22 protein-coding genes are annotated in these 19,124 nt (G+C 76.0%); 10 read left to right on the plus strand and 12 right to left on the minus strand.

Features of this window, described 5'->3' with window-relative positions:
• The first annotated feature begins 151 nt into the window (after nucleotides 1-151).
• Nucleotides 152-436 (plus strand): metal-sensitive transcriptional regulator, encoded by a 285-nt coding sequence (locus tag ATM99_RS13685; RefSeq protein WP_062103432.1) that lies wholly within the window; start codon nucleotides 152-154, stop codon nucleotides 434-436.
• 9 nt (nucleotides 437-445) lie between these two features.
• Here ATM99_RS13685 and ATM99_RS13690 read toward each other — a convergent pair whose 3' ends face one another.
• The 4 genes from ATM99_RS13690 to ATM99_RS13705 all read right to left on the minus strand — a co-directional run bounded on the left by ATM99_RS13690 (nucleotide 446) and on the right by ATM99_RS13705 (nucleotide 4,100).
• Nucleotides 446-748 (minus strand): hypothetical protein, encoded by a 303-nt coding sequence (locus tag ATM99_RS13690; RefSeq protein ID WP_150118295.1) that lies wholly within the window; start codon nucleotides 746-748, stop codon nucleotides 446-448.
• 39 nt (nucleotides 749-787) lie between these two features.
• Nucleotides 788-1,579 carry a hypothetical protein gene (locus tag ATM99_RS19400; protein ID WP_062103434.1) on the minus strand — a complete coding sequence of 264 codons (792 nt, stop codon included), beginning with the start codon at nucleotides 1,577-1,579 and terminating at the stop codon, nucleotides 788-790.
• 353 nt (nucleotides 1,580-1,932) lie between these two features.
• On the minus strand, nucleotides 1,933-2,949 hold the full coding sequence (locus ATM99_RS13700; RefSeq protein ID WP_062103435.1) for a hypothetical protein: 1,017 nt from the start codon (nucleotides 2,947-2,949) through the stop codon (nucleotides 1,933-1,935).
• 80 nt (nucleotides 2,950-3,029) lie between these two features.
• The gene (locus ATM99_RS13705; protein WP_062103469.1) at nucleotides 3,030-4,100 is read right to left on the minus strand and encodes a lytic polysaccharide monooxygenase; all 1,071 of its coding nucleotides are present in this window, start codon (nucleotides 4,098-4,100) and stop codon (nucleotides 3,030-3,032) included.
• A 134-nt stretch (nucleotides 4,101-4,234) separates the two neighbouring features.
• On the opposite strand from ATM99_RS13705, the gene ATM99_RS13710 reads away from it, so the two are divergent.
• On the plus strand, nucleotides 4,235-5,035 hold the full coding sequence (locus ATM99_RS13710; protein ID WP_062103436.1) for a Nif3-like dinuclear metal center hexameric protein: 801 nt from the start codon (nucleotides 4,235-4,237) through the stop codon (nucleotides 5,033-5,035).
• A gap of 49 nt (nucleotides 5,036-5,084) precedes the next feature.
• Here ATM99_RS13710 and ATM99_RS13715 read toward each other — a convergent pair whose 3' ends face one another.
• From ATM99_RS13715 to ATM99_RS13725, 3 genes are all read right to left on the minus strand, one after another.
• Nucleotides 5,085-5,855, minus strand: a complete 771-nt coding sequence (locus ATM99_RS13715; RefSeq protein ID WP_150118296.1) for a hypothetical protein — start codon at nucleotides 5,853-5,855, stop codon at nucleotides 5,085-5,087.
• Nucleotides 5,856-5,946: 91 nt separating this feature from the next.
• Nucleotides 5,947-6,522, minus strand: coding sequence for a dihydrofolate reductase family protein (locus ATM99_RS13720; protein ID WP_062103438.1), 576 nt, complete (start codon nucleotides 6,520-6,522; stop codon nucleotides 5,947-5,949).
• Between the two features lie 105 nt (nucleotides 6,523-6,627).
• Nucleotides 6,628-7,371, minus strand: a complete 744-nt coding sequence (locus ATM99_RS13725; protein WP_062103439.1) for an alpha/beta fold hydrolase — start codon at nucleotides 7,369-7,371, stop codon at nucleotides 6,628-6,630.
• A gap of 156 nt (nucleotides 7,372-7,527) precedes the next feature.
• Between ATM99_RS13725 and ATM99_RS13730 the strand changes: the two genes are divergently transcribed.
• Together ATM99_RS13730 and ATM99_RS13735 are read left to right on the plus strand one after the other, a co-directional pair.
• On the plus strand, nucleotides 7,528-8,196 hold the full coding sequence (locus ATM99_RS13730) for a GntR family transcriptional regulator (protein ID WP_062103440.1): 669 nt from the start codon (nucleotides 7,528-7,530) through the stop codon (nucleotides 8,194-8,196).
• 112 nt (nucleotides 8,197-8,308) lie between these two features.
• On the plus strand, nucleotides 8,309-9,214 hold the full coding sequence (locus ATM99_RS13735) for a VanZ family protein (protein ID WP_062103441.1): 906 nt from the start codon (nucleotides 8,309-8,311) through the stop codon (nucleotides 9,212-9,214).
• 27 nt (nucleotides 9,215-9,241) lie between these two features.
• Here ATM99_RS13735 and ATM99_RS13740 read toward each other — a convergent pair whose 3' ends face one another.
• Entirely contained in the window at nucleotides 9,242-9,595 is a 354-nt protein-coding gene (locus ATM99_RS13740; protein WP_062103442.1) for a nuclear transport factor 2 family protein, read from the minus strand.
• Between the two features lie 78 nt (nucleotides 9,596-9,673).
• On the opposite strand from ATM99_RS13740, the gene ATM99_RS13745 reads away from it, so the two are divergent.
• Nucleotides 9,674-10,465 (plus strand): MerR family transcriptional regulator, encoded by a 792-nt coding sequence (locus ATM99_RS13745; RefSeq protein ID WP_062103443.1) that lies wholly within the window; start codon nucleotides 9,674-9,676, stop codon nucleotides 10,463-10,465.
• 16 nt (nucleotides 10,466-10,481) lie between these two features.
• Here ATM99_RS13745 and ATM99_RS13750 read toward each other — a convergent pair whose 3' ends face one another.
• Nucleotides 10,482-11,513: a nucleoside hydrolase gene (locus ATM99_RS13750; RefSeq protein ID WP_062103444.1), complete on the minus strand. Its 1,032-nt coding sequence runs from the start codon at nucleotides 11,511-11,513 to the stop codon at nucleotides 10,482-10,484.
• A 231-nt stretch (nucleotides 11,514-11,744) separates the two neighbouring features.
• Here ATM99_RS13750 and ATM99_RS13755 point away from each other — a divergent pair, with 231 nt between their 5' ends.
• From ATM99_RS13755 to ATM99_RS19930, 4 genes are all read left to right on the plus strand, one after another.
• Nucleotides 11,745-12,344, plus strand: a complete 600-nt coding sequence (locus tag ATM99_RS13755; RefSeq protein WP_062103445.1) for a dihydrofolate reductase family protein — start codon at nucleotides 11,745-11,747, stop codon at nucleotides 12,342-12,344.
• Nucleotides 12,345-12,505: 161 nt separating this feature from the next.
• A complete protein-coding gene (locus ATM99_RS13760; protein WP_062103446.1) occupies nucleotides 12,506-12,835 on the plus strand; it encodes a helix-turn-helix transcriptional regulator in 330 nt (109 codons plus the stop codon).
• The gene (locus ATM99_RS13765) at nucleotides 12,832-13,554 is read left to right on the plus strand and encodes a cation transporter (protein ID WP_062103470.1); all 723 of its coding nucleotides are present in this window, start codon (nucleotides 12,832-12,834) and stop codon (nucleotides 13,552-13,554) included. Before ATM99_RS13760 ends, ATM99_RS13765 begins: the two co-directional genes overlap by 4 nt.
• A 163-nt stretch (nucleotides 13,555-13,717) precedes the next feature.
• Nucleotides 13,718-14,077, plus strand: coding sequence for a DUF1905 domain-containing protein (locus ATM99_RS19930; RefSeq protein WP_369798087.1), 360 nt, complete (start codon nucleotides 13,718-13,720; stop codon nucleotides 14,075-14,077).
• A 105-nt stretch (nucleotides 14,078-14,182) separates the two neighbouring features.
• Here ATM99_RS19930 and ATM99_RS13775 read toward each other — a convergent pair whose 3' ends face one another.
• From ATM99_RS13775 to ATM99_RS13785, 3 genes are read right to left on the minus strand one after another with little or no spacing between them, the layout of a single operon-like run.
• Nucleotides 14,183-15,682, minus strand: a complete 1,500-nt coding sequence (locus tag ATM99_RS13775) for a glycoside hydrolase family 130 protein (RefSeq protein WP_223305086.1) — start codon at nucleotides 15,680-15,682, stop codon at nucleotides 14,183-14,185.
• Nucleotides 15,679-16,698, minus strand: a complete 1,020-nt coding sequence (locus ATM99_RS13780; protein ID WP_223305087.1) for a glycosyltransferase — start codon at nucleotides 16,696-16,698, stop codon at nucleotides 15,679-15,681. Before ATM99_RS13780 ends, ATM99_RS13775 begins: the two co-directional genes overlap by 4 nt.
• A 26-nt stretch (nucleotides 16,699-16,724) precedes the next feature.
• Complete coding sequence (locus tag ATM99_RS13785; RefSeq protein ID WP_062103448.1) at nucleotides 16,725-17,858, minus strand: glycosyltransferase; 1,134 nt, start codon at nucleotides 17,856-17,858, stop codon at nucleotides 16,725-16,727.
• Nucleotides 17,859-18,056: 198 nt separating this feature from the next.
• Here ATM99_RS13785 and ATM99_RS13790 point away from each other — a divergent pair, with 198 nt between their 5' ends.
• On the plus strand, nucleotides 18,057-19,070 hold the full coding sequence (locus ATM99_RS13790) for a glycosyltransferase family 4 protein (RefSeq protein WP_062103449.1): 1,014 nt from the start codon (nucleotides 18,057-18,059) through the stop codon (nucleotides 19,068-19,070).
• Nucleotides 19,071-19,124 lie beyond the last annotated feature (54 nt).

The following is a 19,124-nucleotide window of genomic DNA, read 5'->3' on the forward strand; positions in this document are numbered from 1 at the left end:
ACCATGTGCAGCCCCGCCACGTGCCAGACCTGCGGCAAGACCACCTGGACCGGCTGCGGCCAGCACGCCGACGCCGTCATGGCCGACGTGCCCCGCGACCAGCAGTGCACCTGCCGCTGACGCGGCCCGCCACCGACGACAGGAGGACCTCATGGAGCTCGACCCCGCGGAGATGACGAAGGTCGGCAACCGGCTCAAGCGCGCCCAGGGGCAGCTGACCGCCGTGATCCGCATGATCGACGAGGGCGCCGACTGCGAGGACGTCGTCATGCAGCTGTCGGCCGTGTCCCGCGCGCTCGACCGGGCCGGGTTCGCGATCATCGCGACGGGCATGAAGCAGTGCCTCACGCCGCCGCAGGGCACGCAGGACGGCGCCGACGAGGACCCGACGCTCGACGTCGCGAAGCTCGAGAAGCTGTTCCTGTCGCTCGCGTAGGAACCCGCGTCAGGCGTCGCGCACCAGGCGGAACGGCGTGTGGTTCCAGAAGCCGTTGCGCAGCGTGAGCCGCGGCGCACCGCTGCGCGCACCGAGGTGCCCGCCGTACGGCTCCTGCTCGCACCCGAGCAGCGGCCCACGGCCCAGGTACCGCACGCCCGCACCGACCAGCACGGGCTGCTCGGGCAGCGCGACCGGCGTCGGCTCGCCCCAGCGCACGCGCCGCTCCTCGCCGTCGACGACCACCCACGGCCGCGCGAGCAGGCGCAGGAACCACGCGGAGAGCCAGTGGCCCGTGACGACGACCGTCACGCCCGCACCCGTGTCCGTCCCCGCACCCGCGCGCACCCGTCAGAGCCCGTCGACGAACATCTGCGTCGCCTGCGGCACGTAGTCGGCGCTCGTCGCGGGGTCCCAGCCGACGAGCGCGACGACGCTGCCGCCGACGCGCGCGGTGATGCCGACGAGCGTGAACGGCGCGCCGCCCAGGTCCCCGGTCGCTGTCCAGCCCAGCGTCTCGTCGGTGCCGGTGAGCTCGGGCTCGGTGCGCTCGAGGCGCACCTGCACGGGTGTGCCGCCCATCGCGATCGACGCGGTGTCCGCGCACGTCCCGAGCGCGTCGTCGGCGCCCGTCAGCAGGCCCTGCGCGACCTGCGGGTCGGCGGCGCTCACGACGACGGCCGTCATCGACCGGTCGTTGCTCGTGCCGTACACGACGGCCGCGTCCCCGGCCTGCGTCTCCCAGCCCAGGCCGAACGGCGCGAGGCACGCCGGGTCCGAGACCGTGAGGCCCGGGTAGACCGACTGCACCATCTCGGTGGTGCCGGCGTACCGCCCGGGCGGGAACTGGATCCGCGTGAACAGCGCCGTCAGGTCCTCGTCCGAGAGCGCGTCGACCGCCGGTGCGGCGGGCTCCGTGGCGGACGGCGTCGGCGTGGGGTCCGGCGTCGTGGTGGCGGCCGTCGTGGTCGTGGTCGCCTCGGGGGCGTCGTCGGGCGCGTCGTCGGACGAGCAGCCGGTCAGCGCGAGCGCGGTCACGACCACGCCCACCGCCAGCGCGCGGCCGCCGCGGGCCGCGGCGCGCGGGCCGCCGGTCAGGGCGAGGAGCGGGACGACGAGGGCGGACGACGGACGGCTGCGCATGGGTCTCCTTGCTCGGACGGCACCGTCGCCGGGCACGCGGGTGCCCGGGAGGCGTCGTCGCTGGTGGGCCGGGCGCCGCGCGACGCGCACCCGGTCGGTCCGTCGGACGACACCGCGTGCGCGCCGTCCGGACGGTCGCCAACCTGCACGGGGTCGGGCGGTCCCGCAACCGGGGAGGCGTGACCGGTCGCGCGCGGTGCGCAGACCGCACCGGGCGGAGCTTGCCGCCCACCTCGTGGACGGCGCGCTCGTCGAGACCGGGCTGGCGGTGCTCACAGCGCGCAGAACGGCACTGAGCCCGGTGTCGCGCGGGGGACGTCCCAGGTGCTGGACGACGTCCGGTGGGCTGCCGGTCAGCCGCGCGTCGGGGCGTACCGGGCGTCGAGGTCGCCGTCGTGCAGCCGCGCGACGAACGCGTTCATGCGGGCCGCCGCGGCCGCGTGCCGCGCGAGGACGCCCGCCACGGGCGCCGGGACGTCGCCCGGTACGCCGCGCGTCGCGCACCGCCGCACGTACGCGTTGCGCTCGACCGGCGGCCCGGCCGTCGGACCCGGCACCCCGCACACGGTCGTGACCAGCCAGTTCACCAGGCGCATGGCGACGTAGTCGGCGTCGTGGTCGACGTTCGCGGCGACGAACGCGCGCTCGTCGTCCGTCAGCTCGAACCGGGCCGACGTCGCGAGGCCGAAGTCGACCAGGGCGAGCCGGTCGCCGTCGGCGCGCAGGTTGCCCAGGTGCGCGTCGAGGTGCAGCAGCGCGTGGCGACGGAGGAACGCGACGACGTCGCCGAGCTGCCGCTCGACGCGCTCCGCCGCGGCCACGGGGTCCGGCACCGTGTCGAGCAAGGGCGACGGCACGTGCTCGGAGAGCAGCACGAGGCTCGACGTCGCGGCCGCGAGCTCCTCGAGCCGCTCGCGCACGGCCGGCGACCCGCCGAACTGCGCGACCACCGTGTCGACGTCGCGCTGCTCGTCGGCGACGGGCGGCCGGCCCGGCAGCACGCGCCAGTGGTGCAGCAGCGCGAACGACTCCGTCTCCCCCGCCAGCACGCCCGCGGTGACGACCCGGTTCGCGGCCAGCTCGCGCCACGCGCCGACGCCCGGCCCGGCCAGCGGGAACATGCCGTACCGGCAGGCCATCGGCAGACCGTGCAGGTCGGCGGTGCTGCCCGGGTGCGCGAGCTCGCGCGCCGTGACGGGCACCCGCTTGGCGAAGACCGCGACCCCGTCGACGTCGACCACCGACGTGCCGCCGCCGACGCCCACCGAGCCGTCGGTGCCGTCGGCCAGCAGCGCGCCCAGCGCGTCGTCGTCGAGACCCGCGAGGGCGGCCGCGACCCGGTCGTGGCGGGCACGGCGGTCGGCGAGCACCGCCCGATCATGGCAGGCGGACGGGGCCGCACGTCCCGTCGGACGTGCGGCCCCGTCGTCGGCCGGTCGGTGCGGACCGGTCAGGTCGCGCTGCAGGTCGCGGTCAGCCCGCTGGGGCTGCCGCTGCCCAGGAACCCGGCGGACGCGGTGCCCCCGGGTGCGAGCGCCCCGTTCCACGACGCCGAGCTGATCGTGCTGCCGGACGCCGTGCCGTTCCACGCCTGCGTGATGGTCGCGCCGGACACGGTGGCCTTCCAGCCGCCGATCGCGGACGACCCGGCCGTCACCGTCACGGTCGCCTGGTACCCGCCGGTCCACGCGCTGACGACCGCGACCGTCGCGGTGCAGCCGCCGACGGGCTGCTGCGTGGGCGTCGGGGTGGGCGTGGGGGTCACGGTCGGCGTCGGCGTGGGCGTCACGGTCGGCGTCGGGGTCGGCGTGGGCGTCGCCGTCGGGGTGGGTGTCGGGGTCGGCGTCGGGGTCGTCGTGCCGCCGAACGTCACGTCGCTGCACTGGTAGTACGGCTGGTCGAGGTGGCTGGCCTGCCAGATCGTGAAGACGACGTGGTGGCCCGTGCGGTCGCGCGGGATGCTCACGTCGGTGACGTACGGGCTGGACGGCGCGTACCGGCCGGTGGTCTTCACGAGCTCGAGGTCCGCCCACGTCAGCGGCTCGGTGAGCGCGTCGTACCCCTGCTTGGTCACGTAGACCTTCAGGTAGTCCGCACCGTGGTTCGACGGGTCGTGGAGCGTGAGCCGGAAGTCGTACGGCTCGGGCGTCGTGCGCCACGGGCCCGGGTCGTCGGCCGCGGCGTACAGGTCGTTGTCCGCCGAGCACAGGCGTCCGTCGGGCACCGACTGCTCGTGGTTCCCGTTCGCACCCTCCTTGAAGATCCCGTTCCAGTTCCACATGGCCTGCGGGTTCGCCTGCCACGCGTCCCAGCACTGCGGGTCCTGCGTCTGCATCGCGGGGTTCGTGTGGTTGCTCGCCCACCGCTCCCAGCAGCCGTAGACGCGCGCGGGCGGGTCGGACACGGCGCCGTGCGCGGCGGCGGGCGCGGCCAGCGCGACCGAGCCGACGGCCATGCCGGCTCCGAGCGCGAGGGCGCCGAGCACCGCGACGACGCGGCGCAGGGGCGGGGTGCGGGTCATGGGGTGCTCCTCGGTGACGACGGGTGGTCCGTGCACCCTTCGTCGCCGCGGTGCTCCGCACCAGGCGTCGAAACGCTTCGTCGCGTTCCCCGGACCCCGCTCCCCCGACGGCGCCGCGTCGCTAGGGTGGCCCGATGGCTGTGACGGCGCGGCAGGTGGCGGAGCGGATCGTCGAGCACGTGGGCGTGCCGCTGCGGACGACGACGGTGGACGGGTTCCTCGCGGGCGACGCCGACGCGCCCGTGCGGGGCGTGGCCGTGACCGTGATGGCGACGTTCGACGTGCTGCGCGCGGCCGTCGACCGCGGCCTGGACCTGGTGCTCACGCACGAGCCGCTGTACTTCGACCACGCGGGCACGTCCGAGCCGACGCTCGTCGCCGAGGACGACCCGGTGCACCGCGCCAAGGCGGCGTTCGTCGCCGAGCACGGGCTGCGCGTGCTGCGCCAGCACGACCAGTGGCACGACCGTCGACCCGACGGCGTCCTCACCGGCCAGGCGCGCGCGCTGGGCTGGCTCGACGCCGAGCGCCCGGACGACCCGGGGGTCTACGACCTGCCGCCGACGACGCTCGGCGAGCTCGCCGCGCACGTCGCCGACCGGCTGGGGGCGCGCGCGCTGCGGTACGTCGGCGACCCGACGAGCCGCGTGTCGAGCGTGGCGCTGCAGCCCGGCTTCCTCGGCTTCGCCAAGAACCGGGCCCTGCTCGCCCGCCCCGACGTCGACGTGGTCGTGATCGGCGAGGGCCACGAGTGGGAGACCGGCGAGTACGCGGCCGACGCGGTCGCGGCGGGCGTGAGTGCGGGGCTCGTGGTCGTGGGGCACACGCCGTCGGAGGAGCAGGGCATGGCGGAGATGGCGCGCTGGCTCACCGACCTGCTGCCGGAGGTGCCGGTCGAGCTGCTCCCCGCGGTCGACCACTACCGGACGCTCTGACCTCGGCGCGCCCCGACCTCCGGCTCCGCCGCGCGGTGCCGTGCCGACCTCAGCCCGCGGCCGGCACCTGCCACAGCACGGGCTGCACCTCGAACTCCTCGTGCGCGTCGCGCGTGAGCTGCGGGTTCTCCGGCACGCCGACGTACCCGAGGGTCTGCGCGCTCGGCAGCACGACGATGTCGCACGACTCCACCGTCTCGCCGGGCGTCCTGTCGGTGAACCGTCCGCCCTCGCAGGCCGGGAACGTCCCGAACACCAGCAGGTCCGGCGCCCCGGCGCCGTCGACGTCCCACGCGCGCACGTGCGGCGGTGACACCGTCGTGAGGCTCAGGCCGCGCGCCCACTCCAGGGTGTGCTGCGTGCGGACGTAGTAGACCGTCTCGGCGGCCGGGTCGATCGGCGTGTCCAGGTCGACGCCGGCGAGGTCCGCGGGGTCGGCGACGGTGACGCCCACGAACCGGGACGTGACCTGCGCCTCCGAGTACGCCGGCCCCGCGGGGTCGAACCCGTTGTGCATCTCGATCACGGCCGCGTCGCCCGCGCCGAGCACGGCACCGGGCGCCGTGATGTCCAGGCGCGCGCCGATCTCGACGGGCCCGGTGGGTGTCGGCTCGGGGGTGGGCGTCGGCGTCGGCGTGGCGCTCGGGGACGCGGACGACGTGCCCGACGCCGCCGGCGCGGCGCCGTCGTCACCGCCGCCGCAGGCCGCGAGCGGGACCACGAGCAGCAGCGCGGCCACCGGCCCGCGGACGAGCGACCGCCGGGAGCGGGTGCCCGGGGTGCGGCGGAGGGGCGAGAGGGCCAAGAGCGCGGGAGCCATGCTCCATGGTCCCTGACCTGCGGCGATCCGCGCGACGAGCGACCACGTCGGGCGGCCCGCGCCGGGGGGCCGCGGGGTGCGCAGCGTGCGGTCAGGCGTCGTCGTCGGCCGCGCGGACCACGCGGTGCCGCAGGTACACCACGCCCCCGCCGTACGGGCGGCACTCGACGGTCCGCAGCGGCACCTGCCGCGCGTCGTGCGCGAAGTACGGCGTGCCGCCGCCCACCAGCACGGGCAGGACGCGCACGCGGTACTCGTCGATCAGGCCGAGCCCGGCGGCCTGGTGCGCGAGGTCGGCGCCACCGATCGCGATGTCGCCGTCGACCTCGTCACGCAGCCGCGCGACCTCGGTGGCCAGGTCGTCGGTCGCGAGGCGCGCGGGGCCGCGCACGTCGGTCAGGGTGCGGGAGAAGACGACCTTCGGCAGCGCGTTCCACAGCGCGGCGAACTCGCGCTCGGCGTCGTCGAGCGACGCCGGGTCGACGTCGCGCCAGTACTCCATCGTCTCGTAGAGGCGCCGCCCCAGCAGGTGCACGCCGAGGCCACGGACCTCGTCGGTCGCCAGCGCGAACACGTCGGGCGGTGGCGCGGCCCAGTCGAAGCGGCCGTCGGGGCCGACGACGTAGCCGTCGAGCGAGGCGGTGAGGGAGTAGACGACGTCGGGCATCGCGGGTCCTCCGTGCTCGGGGTCTCCCGGGTGTCGACCGGCCCCGACGGCGGAACTCGTCGGGGCCGGTCGAGGCCGGTCAGGGCCGGTCAGGGCCGTGCCGGGTCAGGCCGTGGCCCGCGCGGCCTCGTGGACAAGGTCGGCGACGACGTCGGGCCGCGAGACGGTCACGGCGTGCGACGCGTCGACCTCGACGACGTGCGACGACGCGCGCTCGGCCATGTACCGCTGCGCCTCGGCGGGCACCGCGAGGTCCTGCCGGGTGACGAGCGTCCACGAGGGGACGTCCTTCCACGCGGCACGGGTCGCGGCGTCGGCGAGCGCACCGGCGAGGATGGGCCGCTGCGTGGCGGCCATGAGGGCGGCGACGTCGGCGGGGACGTCGGCGGCGAAGATCGGCTGGAACTTGTCCTGCTCGATGTACAGGTCGTCGGCGGTGCCGCCGTCGGGCGTGCGCACGGGGACGGGCCGCAGCGCGGTGCCGAGCTCGTTGCCGGGGAACTTGCCGGCGAGGTCGCCGGTGCTCTCGCCCTCGTCGAGCAGGAAGCTCGCGACGAACACGAGGGCCTTCACGCCGGCGTGCCCGACGGCGGCCTCGGACAGGACGCTGCCGCCGTAGGAGTGGCCCGCGAGGACGATCGGCCCGTCGATCGAGTCGAGGACGTCGCGGACGTAGGCGGCGTCGCCCTGCAGGCTGCGCAGCGGGTTGGCGACCGCGACCACCGGGTAGCCGTGGGCGTGGAGGCGGGCGACGACGTCGTTCCAGCTGGAGGAGTCGGCGAACGCGCCGTGCACCAGCACGACGGTCGGGGTGGTCTGCGGGCCGTGCTGGGAGGTGCTCGTGCTCATCGGATCGTCCCCTCTGCTCGCGGGCGGCGCGGTGCCGACCGGGGTTGCGTGGTGCGGGCCGGCCGCAGGAGCGGCTGGCGGTATCCGATATATTACATACTGAATGGCGATGGGCAAGACTGTCCGCGAGATCCGGTTCCGTCCCTGGAGGTCCCCGTGCCGATCCCGGCCACCGACGCGAGCGTCGGACGCAGCCTGCTGCGCGACGACGTCTACCGACGCCTGCGCGACGCGATCGTCGACGGCACCCTCGCCCCCGGCGAGCAGCTGCGGGACCTCGACCTCGCCGCCTGGCTCGGCGTCAGCCGCACCCCCGTCCGTGAGGCGCTGCTGCGGCTGGCCCAGGGCGGGCTCGTGCTCGCCCACCCGGGCCGCTCGACGATCGTCAGCCCGCTCGACAGCCGCGACGTCCGCGACGCCCGCGACGTCGTCGCCGCGATGCACGAGGTCGCGGCGCGCGAGTCCGTCGCCGCGCTCACCCCCGCGCACCTCGAGCAGATGCGCGCCGCCAACACGCGGTTCGCCACGGCCGTCGAGGCGGGCGACGTCGAGGCCGCGCTCGCCGCCGACGACGAGCTGCACGGCGTGCTCGTGCGGCTCGCGGGCAACCACGCGCTGGAGACCGTGCTCGAGCAGTTCACGCCCGTGATCCGCCGCGCCGAGATGCTGCGCTTCGGCTCGATCGACGGGCGCGCGTCCGTGAGCCAGCACGACGAGCTCATCCGGCTCTGCGCCGCCGGCGACGCCGAGGCGGTCGCCGCGATCGCCTACGACACGTGGCACAGCCTGCCCAGCGGGACCGTCCCGCCCGGCGACGAGGCCTGACCCGCACCCCGACACGTCCGTCGCCTGCGACCGGCCCCTCCTCCCAAGGTCTGACCCCAGGATCCGGCTGACGGGGGACGCGCACGGCGCGCCGCACGGCGAGGCTGGTGCCGTGACCCAGCAGCACCTCGACGAGCGTCCCGACCAGCAGGCGGAGCGGCACGCCGACCGACGCACCGGGCAGGACGGCACCGACCGCCGCCCGTACCGCACGCCGCGCCTGCGGCTCGTCGCCACCGTGCTGTTCGCGGTGTACCTCGTGATCCTGGCCGCCGCGGCGTTCCTGCCGCTGCCGTTCGAGCAGACCCCGCGCGGCGACGGCCCCCGCTGGGAGCTCACGCTGCGCGACCCGGACCTCCTGGGCAGCTGGGAGGTGCAGCGCAACGTCCTCATGACGCTGCCGCTCGGCGTGCTCCTGCCGCTCGTCGTGCGGTGGCGGTACGAGGCGCTCGTGCTGACGTGCGTCGCAGTGACGGTCACGATCGAGACCGTCCAGCTGGCCGTGTCCGCGTCGGTCGGCTGGGCGTGGCGCGCGTTCGACGTCAACGACATCCTGCTCAACACGATCGGCGGCGTGCTGGGCCTGACCGCCACCGGGCTCGCGCTGCTGGTCGCCCGGCGCGCGTCGCTGCCGTCGCCGCGACGCCTGCTGCCCGCGGCGGGCGCGGCGGCGCTCGTCGCGTGGGCCGTCGTCGCGACGCTACCGCTGGGCGAGCCGCCGCTGCCCACGCCCGCCTACGCGTGCGACGAGGCGCCGGTCGGCGCCGTGACCACGCTGCCGGGCGGCGCGAGCGCGTACGCGGGCACCGACGGGTCGGTCTGCGTGCTGGCCGGCGACGCCGCGACGGCCCTGCCGCCCGACGTCTCTACCGGGCCCGCGCTGACCTCCGAGCAGCCGGACGGCACGTGGGAGATCGGCGCGGCCCAGCCCCACGACGTCGAGCGGGGCCTGGAGACCGGGGTCGAGCTGCACGCCGTGGACGGCACGCACGTGCTGGTCTGGGCGGCCCAGCGGTAGCCGACGCTCCCCGGTGCGTGGTCGCCGTCAGGGGGCGATGACCAGCTCCGCGATCCGGTCGCCCGCCAGCACGAACCGGTACACGAGGTCGACGACACCTCCGGGGAAGTCGCCCTCCAGGTGCAGCGTCGCGGTCCAGCGGTCCGCGTCGACGCGCTGCGCCGCGACCAGGTCGGTCGTGTACGTGAACTCGCCGCCCGCGTCGGCGAGGAACCCGCGGACCTCGTCGGTGCCGCGGTAGGTGTGCCCGTCGTCGACGACCACGGCCGTCGCGGTGAACGCCGCGAGGGCGGCGTCGGTGTCGCGCGCCGTGTGGGCGGCGAGGTAGTCCCGCACGGTCGCGGGCAGGTCGGTGGTCGCGATGCTGGTCGGTGTCGTCATGCCCCGAGGCTGCGGCGTCGCGCCGCGGGAGGGTCAAGCGTGCGGGTCTCCCCCGGCAGGAAGGGGGACGATGGTGCCGTGCTGACCATCGGCGAGTTCTCCCGGCTGACCCACCTGAGCGTGCGCACGCTGCGGCGCTACCACGAGGCGGGGATCCTCGAGCCGGCGGCGGTCGACGACCTCACCGGCTACCGGTCCTACGGGCCCGAGCAGATCCCGACCGCGCAGGTCGTGCACCGGCTGCGCGAGCTCGACGTGCCGCTCGCCGACGTCCGGCGGATCCTCGACGCGGCCGACCCGGCGGACCGCGCGGCGCTCGTCGCCGAGCACCTGGCCCGCCTCGAGGACGAGCTGGACCGCACGCGCACGGCCGTCGCGTCGCTGCGCCGGCTGCTGGCGCCCACGCCCGCACCGCTCGCGGTCGAGCTGCGCGCCGTCCCCGCGACACCCGTCGCGGCGGTGGGCGGGCACGTCACGCACGACGCCGTCACCGCCTGGTACGCGGGCGCGATGGCCGAGCTCGACGCGGTCGTCGGCACCGCCGGGACCCCCGGCGGCCTCTACGACAACGCGCTGTTCGAGGACGGCCGCGGGCACGCGCTCGTCTACCGGCCCGTCGACCTCGCAGCGCCCGTGGGGCGCGTGCACGCCACGACGCTCCCGGCCGTCGAGCTCGCGGTCACCACGCACGCCGGCCCGCACGACGACGTCGACGTCACGTACGGCGCGCTCGGCGCGTGGGTCGTCGAGAGCGCGCTCGCCGTCGCCGGGCCGGTCCGCGAGACGTACGTCGTCGGGCCGCGGGACACGCCCGACCCGGCCGCGTGGCGCACCGAGGTCGGGTGGCCCGTGTTCCGCGTCGCGGAGTGACGCACGGGGCCCCGCGTCACTCGGCGCCGGCACGCCACCGCTCGAACAGCGCGAGCTTGGCGTGCAGGTCCTCGTGCATGAGGCGCACGTCGACGCGCCCGTAGACGCGCATCGGCGGCGCGTCCGGGCGCGGCGCGTACCGGCCGTCGTCACGGAGCGCGGGCTTGGGCACCACGACGTGCTCGCACGACGACGGGCCCGCCTCCCAGAAGTCCGCGAGCGCCGTGAGCAGCACGAGCGGCGAGTCACCGAGCACGTACGCCTCGGCCTGCGGCCGCAGGTGCTCGTGCTTGACCATCTCGGCGCGCACCTCGTCGTACAGGTGCCGCCCGAGCGCCCCGGCGCCCCGCACGCGCACCCGCATCTCGGCGTCCGACATGACGCACGTGCGGTACGTGCTGCGCGGCACCTGCCACACCTCGAGGTCGGGCGCGTCGAACACGACCTGCGCGGCGGCCACGTCGATCGACAGGTTGTACTCGGCCGTCACGGGTGCCGACGCGTCGAGCCACGACAGCGGCTCGTGCTCGAACCCGCCGATCCACACGACCACGAGCCGACGCGCGATCTCGGGGTGCCGCAGGTACGCCGACGCGAGGTCCGTCAGCCCGCCGCCCGCGGCGTAGAACAGCGGCCGCGGGTCGTCGCGCAGCGCCTCGGCGACGATCGCGTCGACCGCCGCCGACGTGCGCGGCGTGCGCACGTCCACGAGCGGCTCCTCGGCGCCGGCCACCAGGCGGTCGGCCGCGTCGAGGCCCAGGCGCGCGCACAGGTCCGCGAGCACGCGCAGCCCGTCGGCCGCCGTCGTCGCGGGGCCCGGCGCGTCACGCCGCAGGTGCGACGACACGACCAGCGGGATCTCGACCGCGGGCGACAGCACGTGGTGCACGAGCTGGAACAGGTCGTCGGGGTCGCCCGCGAAGTCGTTGTCGACGATCACGCGCGCCCGCGGCGGCACGGGCGGCGCGTCGGCCAGCCACGGGTGCTCGCCGGGCCGCCAGCGCGGCAGGCCGCGCGCGTCGAACCGCTCGGTCGGGACTCGTGCCACGTCGCCACCCTCCGTGCCCGTCGACGCGACGTCGCGTCGACCCCGGCGACGCTACCCGCGCCACCGCGGCCGGCCGCGCACGGGCGCGCGGCGTCGTGCCGGACGCACCGCGTGCGATCCGCGCGCCTCCCTCCCGACGAGTCCCGCGCCCGGGCCCGGTCTGCACCGTCGCCCACCACGACACCCTCGCCCACCACGACACCACCGCCCACCGCGACGAGGAGCCGCCCCGTGACCGCGACCTACACCTACGACGTCTTCACGAGCCTCGACGGGTTCGGCTCGTTCCGCGCACCGGGCGACTGGGGCGGCTACTGGGGCAAGCAGGGGCCCGAGCTGCTGGAGCGGCGCCGCGCGCTGTACGCCGCGCCCGCGCGCATGGTGTTCGGGGCGACGACGTTCCGCGAGTTCGTCGCGATGCTCGGGGCCGCGACCGTGCCGTCGGAGGCGCTCGACGCGTGGGTGGGGCTCATGCGCGCGCAGCCCGCGACGGTCGTGTCGTCGTCGCTCACGGGCCCGCTGGACTGGCCCGACGCGACGGTCGCGACGGGCGCCGCGGCGGACGTGGTCGCACGCCTCAAGGAGGAGTCGGACGTGCCGCTGCGCTCGCACGGCAGCCTGTCGCTCAACCGCGCGCTGCTCGCCGCCGGGCTGGTCGACCGCGTGCAGGTCACCGTGTTCCCCGTGGTCACGGGAGTGACCGGCACCGACCCGGTGCTCGCCGGCGCGCCCGACCTCGACCTCGACCTGCTCGACTCGCGCGTGCTCGACGGCCGCACGCTCGAGCTCACGTACCGCCCGCACGTGCGGCGCAGGGCCACCGCGGGCTGACGGGCCGTGCGGGCCGGCCGTCTGTCGAGACGCGGGGCCGCTCGATCGTCGCGCCTCGGCGCTCCGAGCGCAGCGCTCAGGCGGACGGACCGGGCGGGCGCCGTCAGGCACCGTCACGGTTCACGATCCTCTGAATACAGCATCGCGTGTACTCTCGACGCGTGGAGACGGTCACGCTGGCGCACACCGCTGCTCTCGCCCGCCTGGGTCACGCCCTGTCCGACGAGACCCGCACGCGGATCCTGCTGGCCCTGCGCGAGGCGCCCGCGTACCCGTCCGACCTGGCGGACGCGCTGGGCGTGTCCCGGCAGGTGATGTCGAACCAGCTCGCCTGCCTGCGGGGCTGCGGACTGGTCGAGTCGATCCCGGACGGACGTCGCGTCTGGTACCGGCTGGCGGACCCGCACCTGCCGGACGCGCTCGGCGACCTGCTCCAGCTGGTGCTCGCGGTCGACCCGACGTGCTGCGGCCCGGACTGCACCTGCGCATGAGCAGCACCTCGACCGCACCGCACCCCCTGACCCCGGTCCGCCGCGCCCTGCTCGAGCGCCGGGTCCGGTGGGTCGTGGCGACCACCATCGCCTACAACGTCGTCGAGGCCGTGGTCGCCCTGGTGGCCGGGCGGCTCGCGTCCTCGTCGGCGCTGGTCGGCTTCGGCCTGGACTCGGTCGTGGAGGTGCTCTCCGCGGCTGCGGTCGCGTGGCAGTTCTCCGCCCCGGACCCGCGCACCCGGGAGCGCGCCGCGATGCGGACCATCGCGCTGTCCTTCTTCGGCCTGGCCGCGTTCGTCACCGTCGACGCCACCCGCACCCTGCTGCACGCCACCGAGCCGGACCACTCCACCACGGGCGTCGTGCTGGCTGCGGTCAGCCTCGCGGTCATGCCGTTCCTGTCCTGGTTCGAGCGACGCACCGGACGTGAGCTCGGGTCGGCCTCCGCCGTCGCCGACTCCCGCCAGACCCTGATCTGCACCTACCTCTCGGCGGTGCTGCTCACCGGGCTCGTGCTGAACAGCGCGCTGGGCTGGTGGTGGGCCGACCCCGTCGCAGCCGTCGTGATCGCCGCGTTCGCCGTCCGGGAGGGGGTCGACGCGTGGCGGGGCGACGCGTGCTGCGCACCGGGCCACCGACCGACCCGAGGGGACGCCGCGCACCCCACCGCCGACCACTGCGACGACGGTTGCCGCGACGACGGCTGCTGCGGCACCTGAGCGCACCGCGACGACCGGCTGTCGCCCGCGGGGCGAGCCCCCGCGGCGACCCACGCGGGACGCGTTCGCCGCGCGTCGAGAGCACGCGTACCGCCCTGCGTCCCGACGGGTCCGCTGCCATGCTCGGTGCCGTGGAGCTGCGGTTCTCGGGTGAGGTCGTGTGGTGGCGCGGGCCCGGCGGCTGCGCGCGGTCGCGTCGCGCATCACCTACGGGTGGGGCTGCGTCCCCGCGACGGTCACCCTGGGCGCGACGACGTTCACGACGTCGATCTTCCCGAAGGACGGCGGGTTCCTCGTGCCGCTCAAGGTCGCGGCCCGCCGCGCCGAGGGCGTCGAGCTGGGCGACGACGTGACGCTCGTCGTCGTGGTCGAGGACCCGGACGTCCCCGACGACGACGCGAGCGACGGGGCTGCCGCCACGCCACGGGCTGCCGCACCGCGACCGGCCGCGCCGCACCACGACCCGGCGGAGGACGACGACTACTTCGACCCCGCCGCGGGCACACGGCCAGCCCCGCGCTGACCCGGCGCCGCCCTGGCACGTCCGTCCGCCGCGGACGGCCCGCGCGCTGCGCCGACCGCGCCACGATCGGGCGCCCCCCGCCAGAGCCGCCGGCGGACGAGCCCGTCACGTCGTCGGACGCATCTCCTCGAGCAGCGCGTCCAGGTCGACCAGCGCGATCCGGGTCACGCTGTCGCTGCTGCCGTACGGCAGCACCAGCGTGCGCCCGTGCCGCATGGCCCCGCACGAGTACACGACGTTGGGCACGTAGCCGGAGCGCTCCGCACCGTGCGCCGTCAGCAGCGGGCCCGCCAGCCGCCCGACCACGCGCGTCGGGTCGTCGAGGTCGAGGAGCAGCGCGCCGATCCCGTAGGTGCGCATCGGTCCGACGCCGTGCGTCAGCACGAGCCACCCCCGTTCGGTCTCGACCGGCGAGCCGCAGTTGCCGAGCTGGACGAGCTCCCACGGGTGCTCCGGGTGCTGCACGACCACCGGGTCGGCCCACCGGAGCAGGTCGTCCGACGTCGTGACGGCGTTGCTCTCGCGATCGGCGCGGGACAGGGCGACGTAGCGGCCCGCGACCTGCCGCGGGAACAGGGCCAGGCCCTTGTTGCCCGCGCCCGGTCCGCTGAGCGGCTCACCGGAGAAGTGCACGAAGTCGCGCGTCCGGAGCAGCTGGACGGCGATGTCCCGCCCGTCGAACGCCGTGTAGGTGCCCAGGTAGGTGGTGGCGCCGTCCGGGTGCTGGAAGCGCACCATCCGCACGTCCTCGACGCCGTGGCTCTCGGCGGGCGTCTGCGGCATCAGCACCCGCTCGCTCACGTGCGAGGCCGCGGGGAACACGACGTCGTAGCAGCGCCGCGCGACCTGCTCGAACTGCTCGACGGTGCGGGCCGCCGACCCGCGGGTGAGCCGCTGCTCCCGCAGGGCGCCGAGCGCCCGGTCGAGGTCGGCCCGGTCGAACGCCGCACCGAGCGAGTCGAGCACGAACCGCGCCTCCTCCTGGTCCACGTCGACGTCGGCGAGCAGGTGCTCGAAGGCCGTGCGCCGGTACCGGGCGGCGACGGCCACCGGTGGCCTGGCGTGCTGCGGTGCGGGGTCGACGGCGACCGCGCCCGCCGCGTCGACCGTCCCGGTGCGCAGCCCGAGGCTCGACAGGTGCCCCTCGCCGGTCGCGCGCACGGTCATGACGAAGCGGGTCGTCCCCTCCGGGAGGCCGGTCTGGTCGGGGTGCGGGACCATCGACGGGTTGAACAGCGCGACCGCCTCGAGGGCGTACTCCTGCGTGAAGTACGCGCCGGCGAGCCGGCGCCGGTGGGCGGGCACGTCGCCCGCGCCGGGCAGCCGGTGCCGCACGAGCGCGAAGTGCGCGTCCCAGGTCGCCACGAGGTCGTGGTGCCGGAGGCCGTGCGCCGCCGTGAGGGCGCGGAGCGCGCGGTCGACCTCGACGTCGTCCAGCGCGAGCACCCGTGCCAGGACCTCCTCGGACCGCGACCGCCCCGAGGTCGCCATCTCCTGCCCCGGCAGGAAGAGCCGCGCCAGCACGCGGTCCGGGTCGGGGCGCAGCACGTGCGCGGTGCGGCGCACCCACGGCGGGTCGCGCCGGGCGTCCCGCGCGGCGCTCACGACGGCGTCGCTGCGCGGTGCGCCCCGACCAGCTGGGCGCAGGCGAGCCACGCGAGCGTGGACTCGGCGCCCTGGTTCTGGTTGACGCCCTCACGCTCCAGCCCGTCGAAGCCACCGCCCGTGGCGACGTCCCGCACCGGCGCACCGGTGTCGTTCTCGCCCTCGAACCAGGCGGCGCACCGTTCGAGCACCGCCGCCCAGCGCCGCTCGCCGGTGAACCTCAGGGCCGTCGCGGCGCCCTCGGCGATGGCCGCGACCTCGATCGGCTGCTGGTCGAACCCCGGCCGGGCGTCACCCGGGCCGAGGCCGCCCGCCGGCACGACCGACAGCCGGCCGTCGACCGTCTGCTCGGCCACGAGCCAGCCCAGCAGGCGGAGCCCGGCGGCCAGCAGTCCCTCGTCCGCGAGGACGGCGCCCACGGCGACCATCGCCTCGGGGACGACGGCGTTGGCGTAGGTGAGGCGCGGCTCGGGCCACGGCCAGAGCGCGTCGTCCCCGGTTCGGGGCAGGACGTCGCGCGCGTCGCGCACGAGACTCGACGCCCCGGCGTGGCCCGGGTCGGCACGCAGCAGCTCGACGGCTCCGAGCGCGGCGTACGCGGTGGCCCTCAGGTGCGGCGAGCGGCCGGCCATCGCCTCGGACACGCCGCGGTGCGCGTCCGACGCGAGCGGGCCCGCGGGCAGGCGGGCCGCAGCGGTGCCCAACGCCCAGACCGCACGCCCCCAGTGGTCGTCGGTGGTCGGCGTGTCGAGCCAGGCGCCCGCCGCGTCGCGGCGGTTGTGCAACGCCCCGTGGCGTCGTTGCGCCGTCCGCACGAAGCGCAGGTAGGTGCGGATGAGGGTCATGACGCCCGCGTCCGGCCAGGGCACGCGCGTCACGACGACGAGCGCGCGCGCGACGTCGTCGACGCACATCCCGTGCTCGACGCGGGGCGCGGTGCCCAGCGCGTGCTCGTACAGCCCCGTCGCGGTCGTCAGACGCCGCAGGTGGTCGAGCCGCACGCTGCGGTCGGGCACGGCCGCTCGGGCGACGGCGACCGACATCAGACCGCTGCCGGGAGCGCCGGGTGCCGGACGCCGTCCGCGAGGCCCAGGTACTGCCGGGCCACGGCGGGCCACAGCATCGCGTCGGCCAGGCGCTGCGCCGTCGCGGCCATCTCGCCGGCGACGCCGTCGACCGTGAGCACGCGCTCGAGGGCGTCGGCGATGGCCGCGGGGTCGCGCCGGGGCACGAGCAGCCCGGCACCGCCCGACAGCAGCTCGACGGCGTGCGGGAACCGTGTCGACACGACGGGACGCCCCGCGGCGACGGCCTCGGTGAGCACGCCCGAGGTGACCTGCTCGCTGGAGTCGTACGGCAGCAGGACGACGTCGGCGCTGCGGACCACCGCGCGCAGCTCGGTGCCGGACAGGTACCGGCCGTCGAAGCGCACCGACTCCGTCAGGTCGAGGTCGCGCGTGAGGGCGACCAACCGGTCGCGGTACGCCTCGCCGTCACGTTCCAGGACGCGAGGGTGGGTCTGGCCCACCACGAGGTAGGTCGGCAGCGGTGTGCGTCGGCGGAGCTCCGCGAGCCCCAGCAGCGCCCACTCGATCCCCTTGCCCTCCGACAGCAGGCCCCAGGTCAGGACCGTGGCCGGCCGCTCGGGCAGCCGCTGCACCCCGCCGCCGGGGGCCCGGTTGTCCTCCGCGCCGTGCGGCACGACCACCACGCGCGCCGGGTCCACCCCCCAGCCCTCGACGAGCCGGTCGCGCGCGGTCGACGTCATCGTGACCAGCGCCGCGGACCGGGCGACCAGCCCCGCGAGCACCCGGTGCTGGTTCGCCGAGGGCCGGGTCAGCACGGTGTGCAGCACCGTCACGACGGGGACCCGCACCCGGGCCATCAGGTCCAGGACGTCCTGCCCGTCCGGTCCCGGGTAGATCCCGTACTCGTGCTGGAGCACGACGACGTCGTAGCCGTCGAGCACGGCTGCGGCGGACCTCGCACCCGACGGGTCGCCGGCGACCCACTGGTGCACCACCGGGGGCGCGCCGTCCTCGGGCGCGTCGACCAGCCGCACGACCCCCACGTCCGCGCCCGCGGCGGCCAGGTGGGTCACCAGCGCGGCGCTGAAGGTCGCGATGCCGCACGGGGTGGACGGGTAGGTCGACACGACTGCGAGACGGGTGCTCATCCTGGGCTTCTTCCCTGGTGCGCTCACGCAGCGAGAGTGCTGCCGTCCACGGTGGGAGGAGAGAAGGCCGCGTCCCCGAGGGCGCCGCTGACGGGCGCCGGGCGCCGCGCACGAGCCGCGGCGAAGTCCCTCGAGCGTAGCAGCGCGGGCCGCGGCGTACCCTGGCACCGTCCCCGGGAGGCCACCGTCCGCGTCGCCGTGCTCGCCTCGATCGCCCACTCCGTCCCGCCGCGTGGCTACGGGCCGTGGGAGCAGGTCGCCTCCACCCTCGCCGAGGGCCTCGTGGCGCGAGGGCACGACGTGACGCTCTTCGCGTCCGCCGACTCCACGACCTCCGGCCGCCTGCACGCGGTCACCCCGGCGGGCTACGAGGAAGACACCTCGGTCGACGCGAAGGTGGCCGAGGCCCTGCACATCGCCGCCGTCTTCGAGCGTGCCGGGCAGTTCGACGTCATCAGCAACCAGTTCGACTTCCTCCCGCTGGCCTTCAGCAGGCTCACCCCGACGCCGGTCGTGACGACGATCCACGGCTTCTCGTCCGAGCGCATCGTGCCGGTCTACCGCGCGTACGACGACGTCGCGCACTACGTGGCGATCAGCGACGCGCACCGGCGGCCGGACCTCACGTACGCCGCGACGATCCACCACGGCATCGACGCCGGCGCCTTCGCGCTGGGTGCCGGCGACGGGGGCTACCTGCTGTTCCTCGGCCGGATCCACCCCGACAAGGGCACCGCCACCGCGATCGAGGTCGCGCGTCGTGCGGGCGTCCCGCTGGTGATCGCGGGCGTCGTGCACGACGCCGGGTACCACCGCAGGGAGGTGCTGCCTCATGTCGACGGCGACCTCGTGAGGTACGTCGGGCCCGTCGGGCCGCGCGAGCGCGACGACCTGCTGGGCGGGGCCACCGCCCTGCTGCACCTGATCGACTTCGAGGAGCCGTTCGGGCTCTCGGTGGTGGAGTCGATGATGACCGGCACACCGGTGGTCGCGTACCCGCGCGGGTCCATGCCCGAGCTCGTGCTACCGGGGGTGTCGGGCTTCCTGGCCCGGGACGTGCCCGACGCGGTGGACGCCGTGGGGCGTGTCGGGACGATCGACCGGGCGGGGTGCCGCGCCCACGCCGTCGCGCGGTTCTCGTCCGACCGCATGGTCGACGAGTACGAGCGCCTCTTCGCCCGCGTGGTCGACGACCGGCGCCGCGGCCTCTGAGCGCCTCCCGGGTGCGTCGCCGAGATCGTCGGCGAGGTGCGGCCACCCGGCTCC

It is taken from the genome of Cellulomonas sp. B6 (assembly GCF_001462455.1).
GTDB lineage: Bacteria > Actinomycetota > Actinomycetes > Actinomycetales > Cellulomonadaceae > Cellulomonas.

Bases quoted from the DNA above. Each gene is read 5' to 3' on its own strand.
- ATM99_RS13685 (WP_062103432.1), top strand. From the start codon at position 152: ATGGAGCTCGACCCCGCGGAGATGACGAAGGTCGGCAACCGGCTCAAG.
- ATM99_RS19400 (WP_062103434.1), bottom strand. From the start codon at position 1,579: ATGCGCAGCCGTCCGTCGTCCGCCCTCGTCGTCCCGCTCCTCGCCCTG.
- ATM99_RS13705 (WP_062103469.1), bottom strand. From the start codon at position 4,100: ATGACCCGCACCCCGCCCCTGCGCCGCGTCGTCGCGGTGCTCGGCGCC.
- ATM99_RS13710 (WP_062103436.1), top strand. From the start codon at position 4,235: ATGGCTGTGACGGCGCGGCAGGTGGCGGAGCGGATCGTCGAGCACGTG.
- ATM99_RS13715 (WP_150118296.1), bottom strand. From the start codon at position 5,855: ATGGCTCCCGCGCTCTTGGCCCTCTCGCCCCTCCGCCGCACCCCGGGC.
- ATM99_RS13720 (WP_062103438.1), bottom strand. From the start codon at position 6,522: ATGCCCGACGTCGTCTACTCCCTCACCGCCTCGCTCGACGGCTACGTC.
- ATM99_RS13725 (WP_062103439.1), bottom strand. From the start codon at position 7,371: ATGAGCACGAGCACCTCCCAGCACGGCCCGCAGACCACCCCGACCGTC.
- ATM99_RS13740 (WP_062103442.1), bottom strand. From the start codon at position 9,595: ATGACGACACCGACCAGCATCGCGACCACCGACCTGCCCGCGACCGTG.
- ATM99_RS13765 (WP_062103470.1), top strand. From the start codon at position 12,832: ATGAGCAGCACCTCGACCGCACCGCACCCCCTGACCCCGGTCCGCCGC.
- ATM99_RS13785 (WP_062103448.1), bottom strand. From the start codon at position 17,858: ATGAGCACCCGTCTCGCAGTCGTGTCGACCTACCCGTCCACCCCGTGC.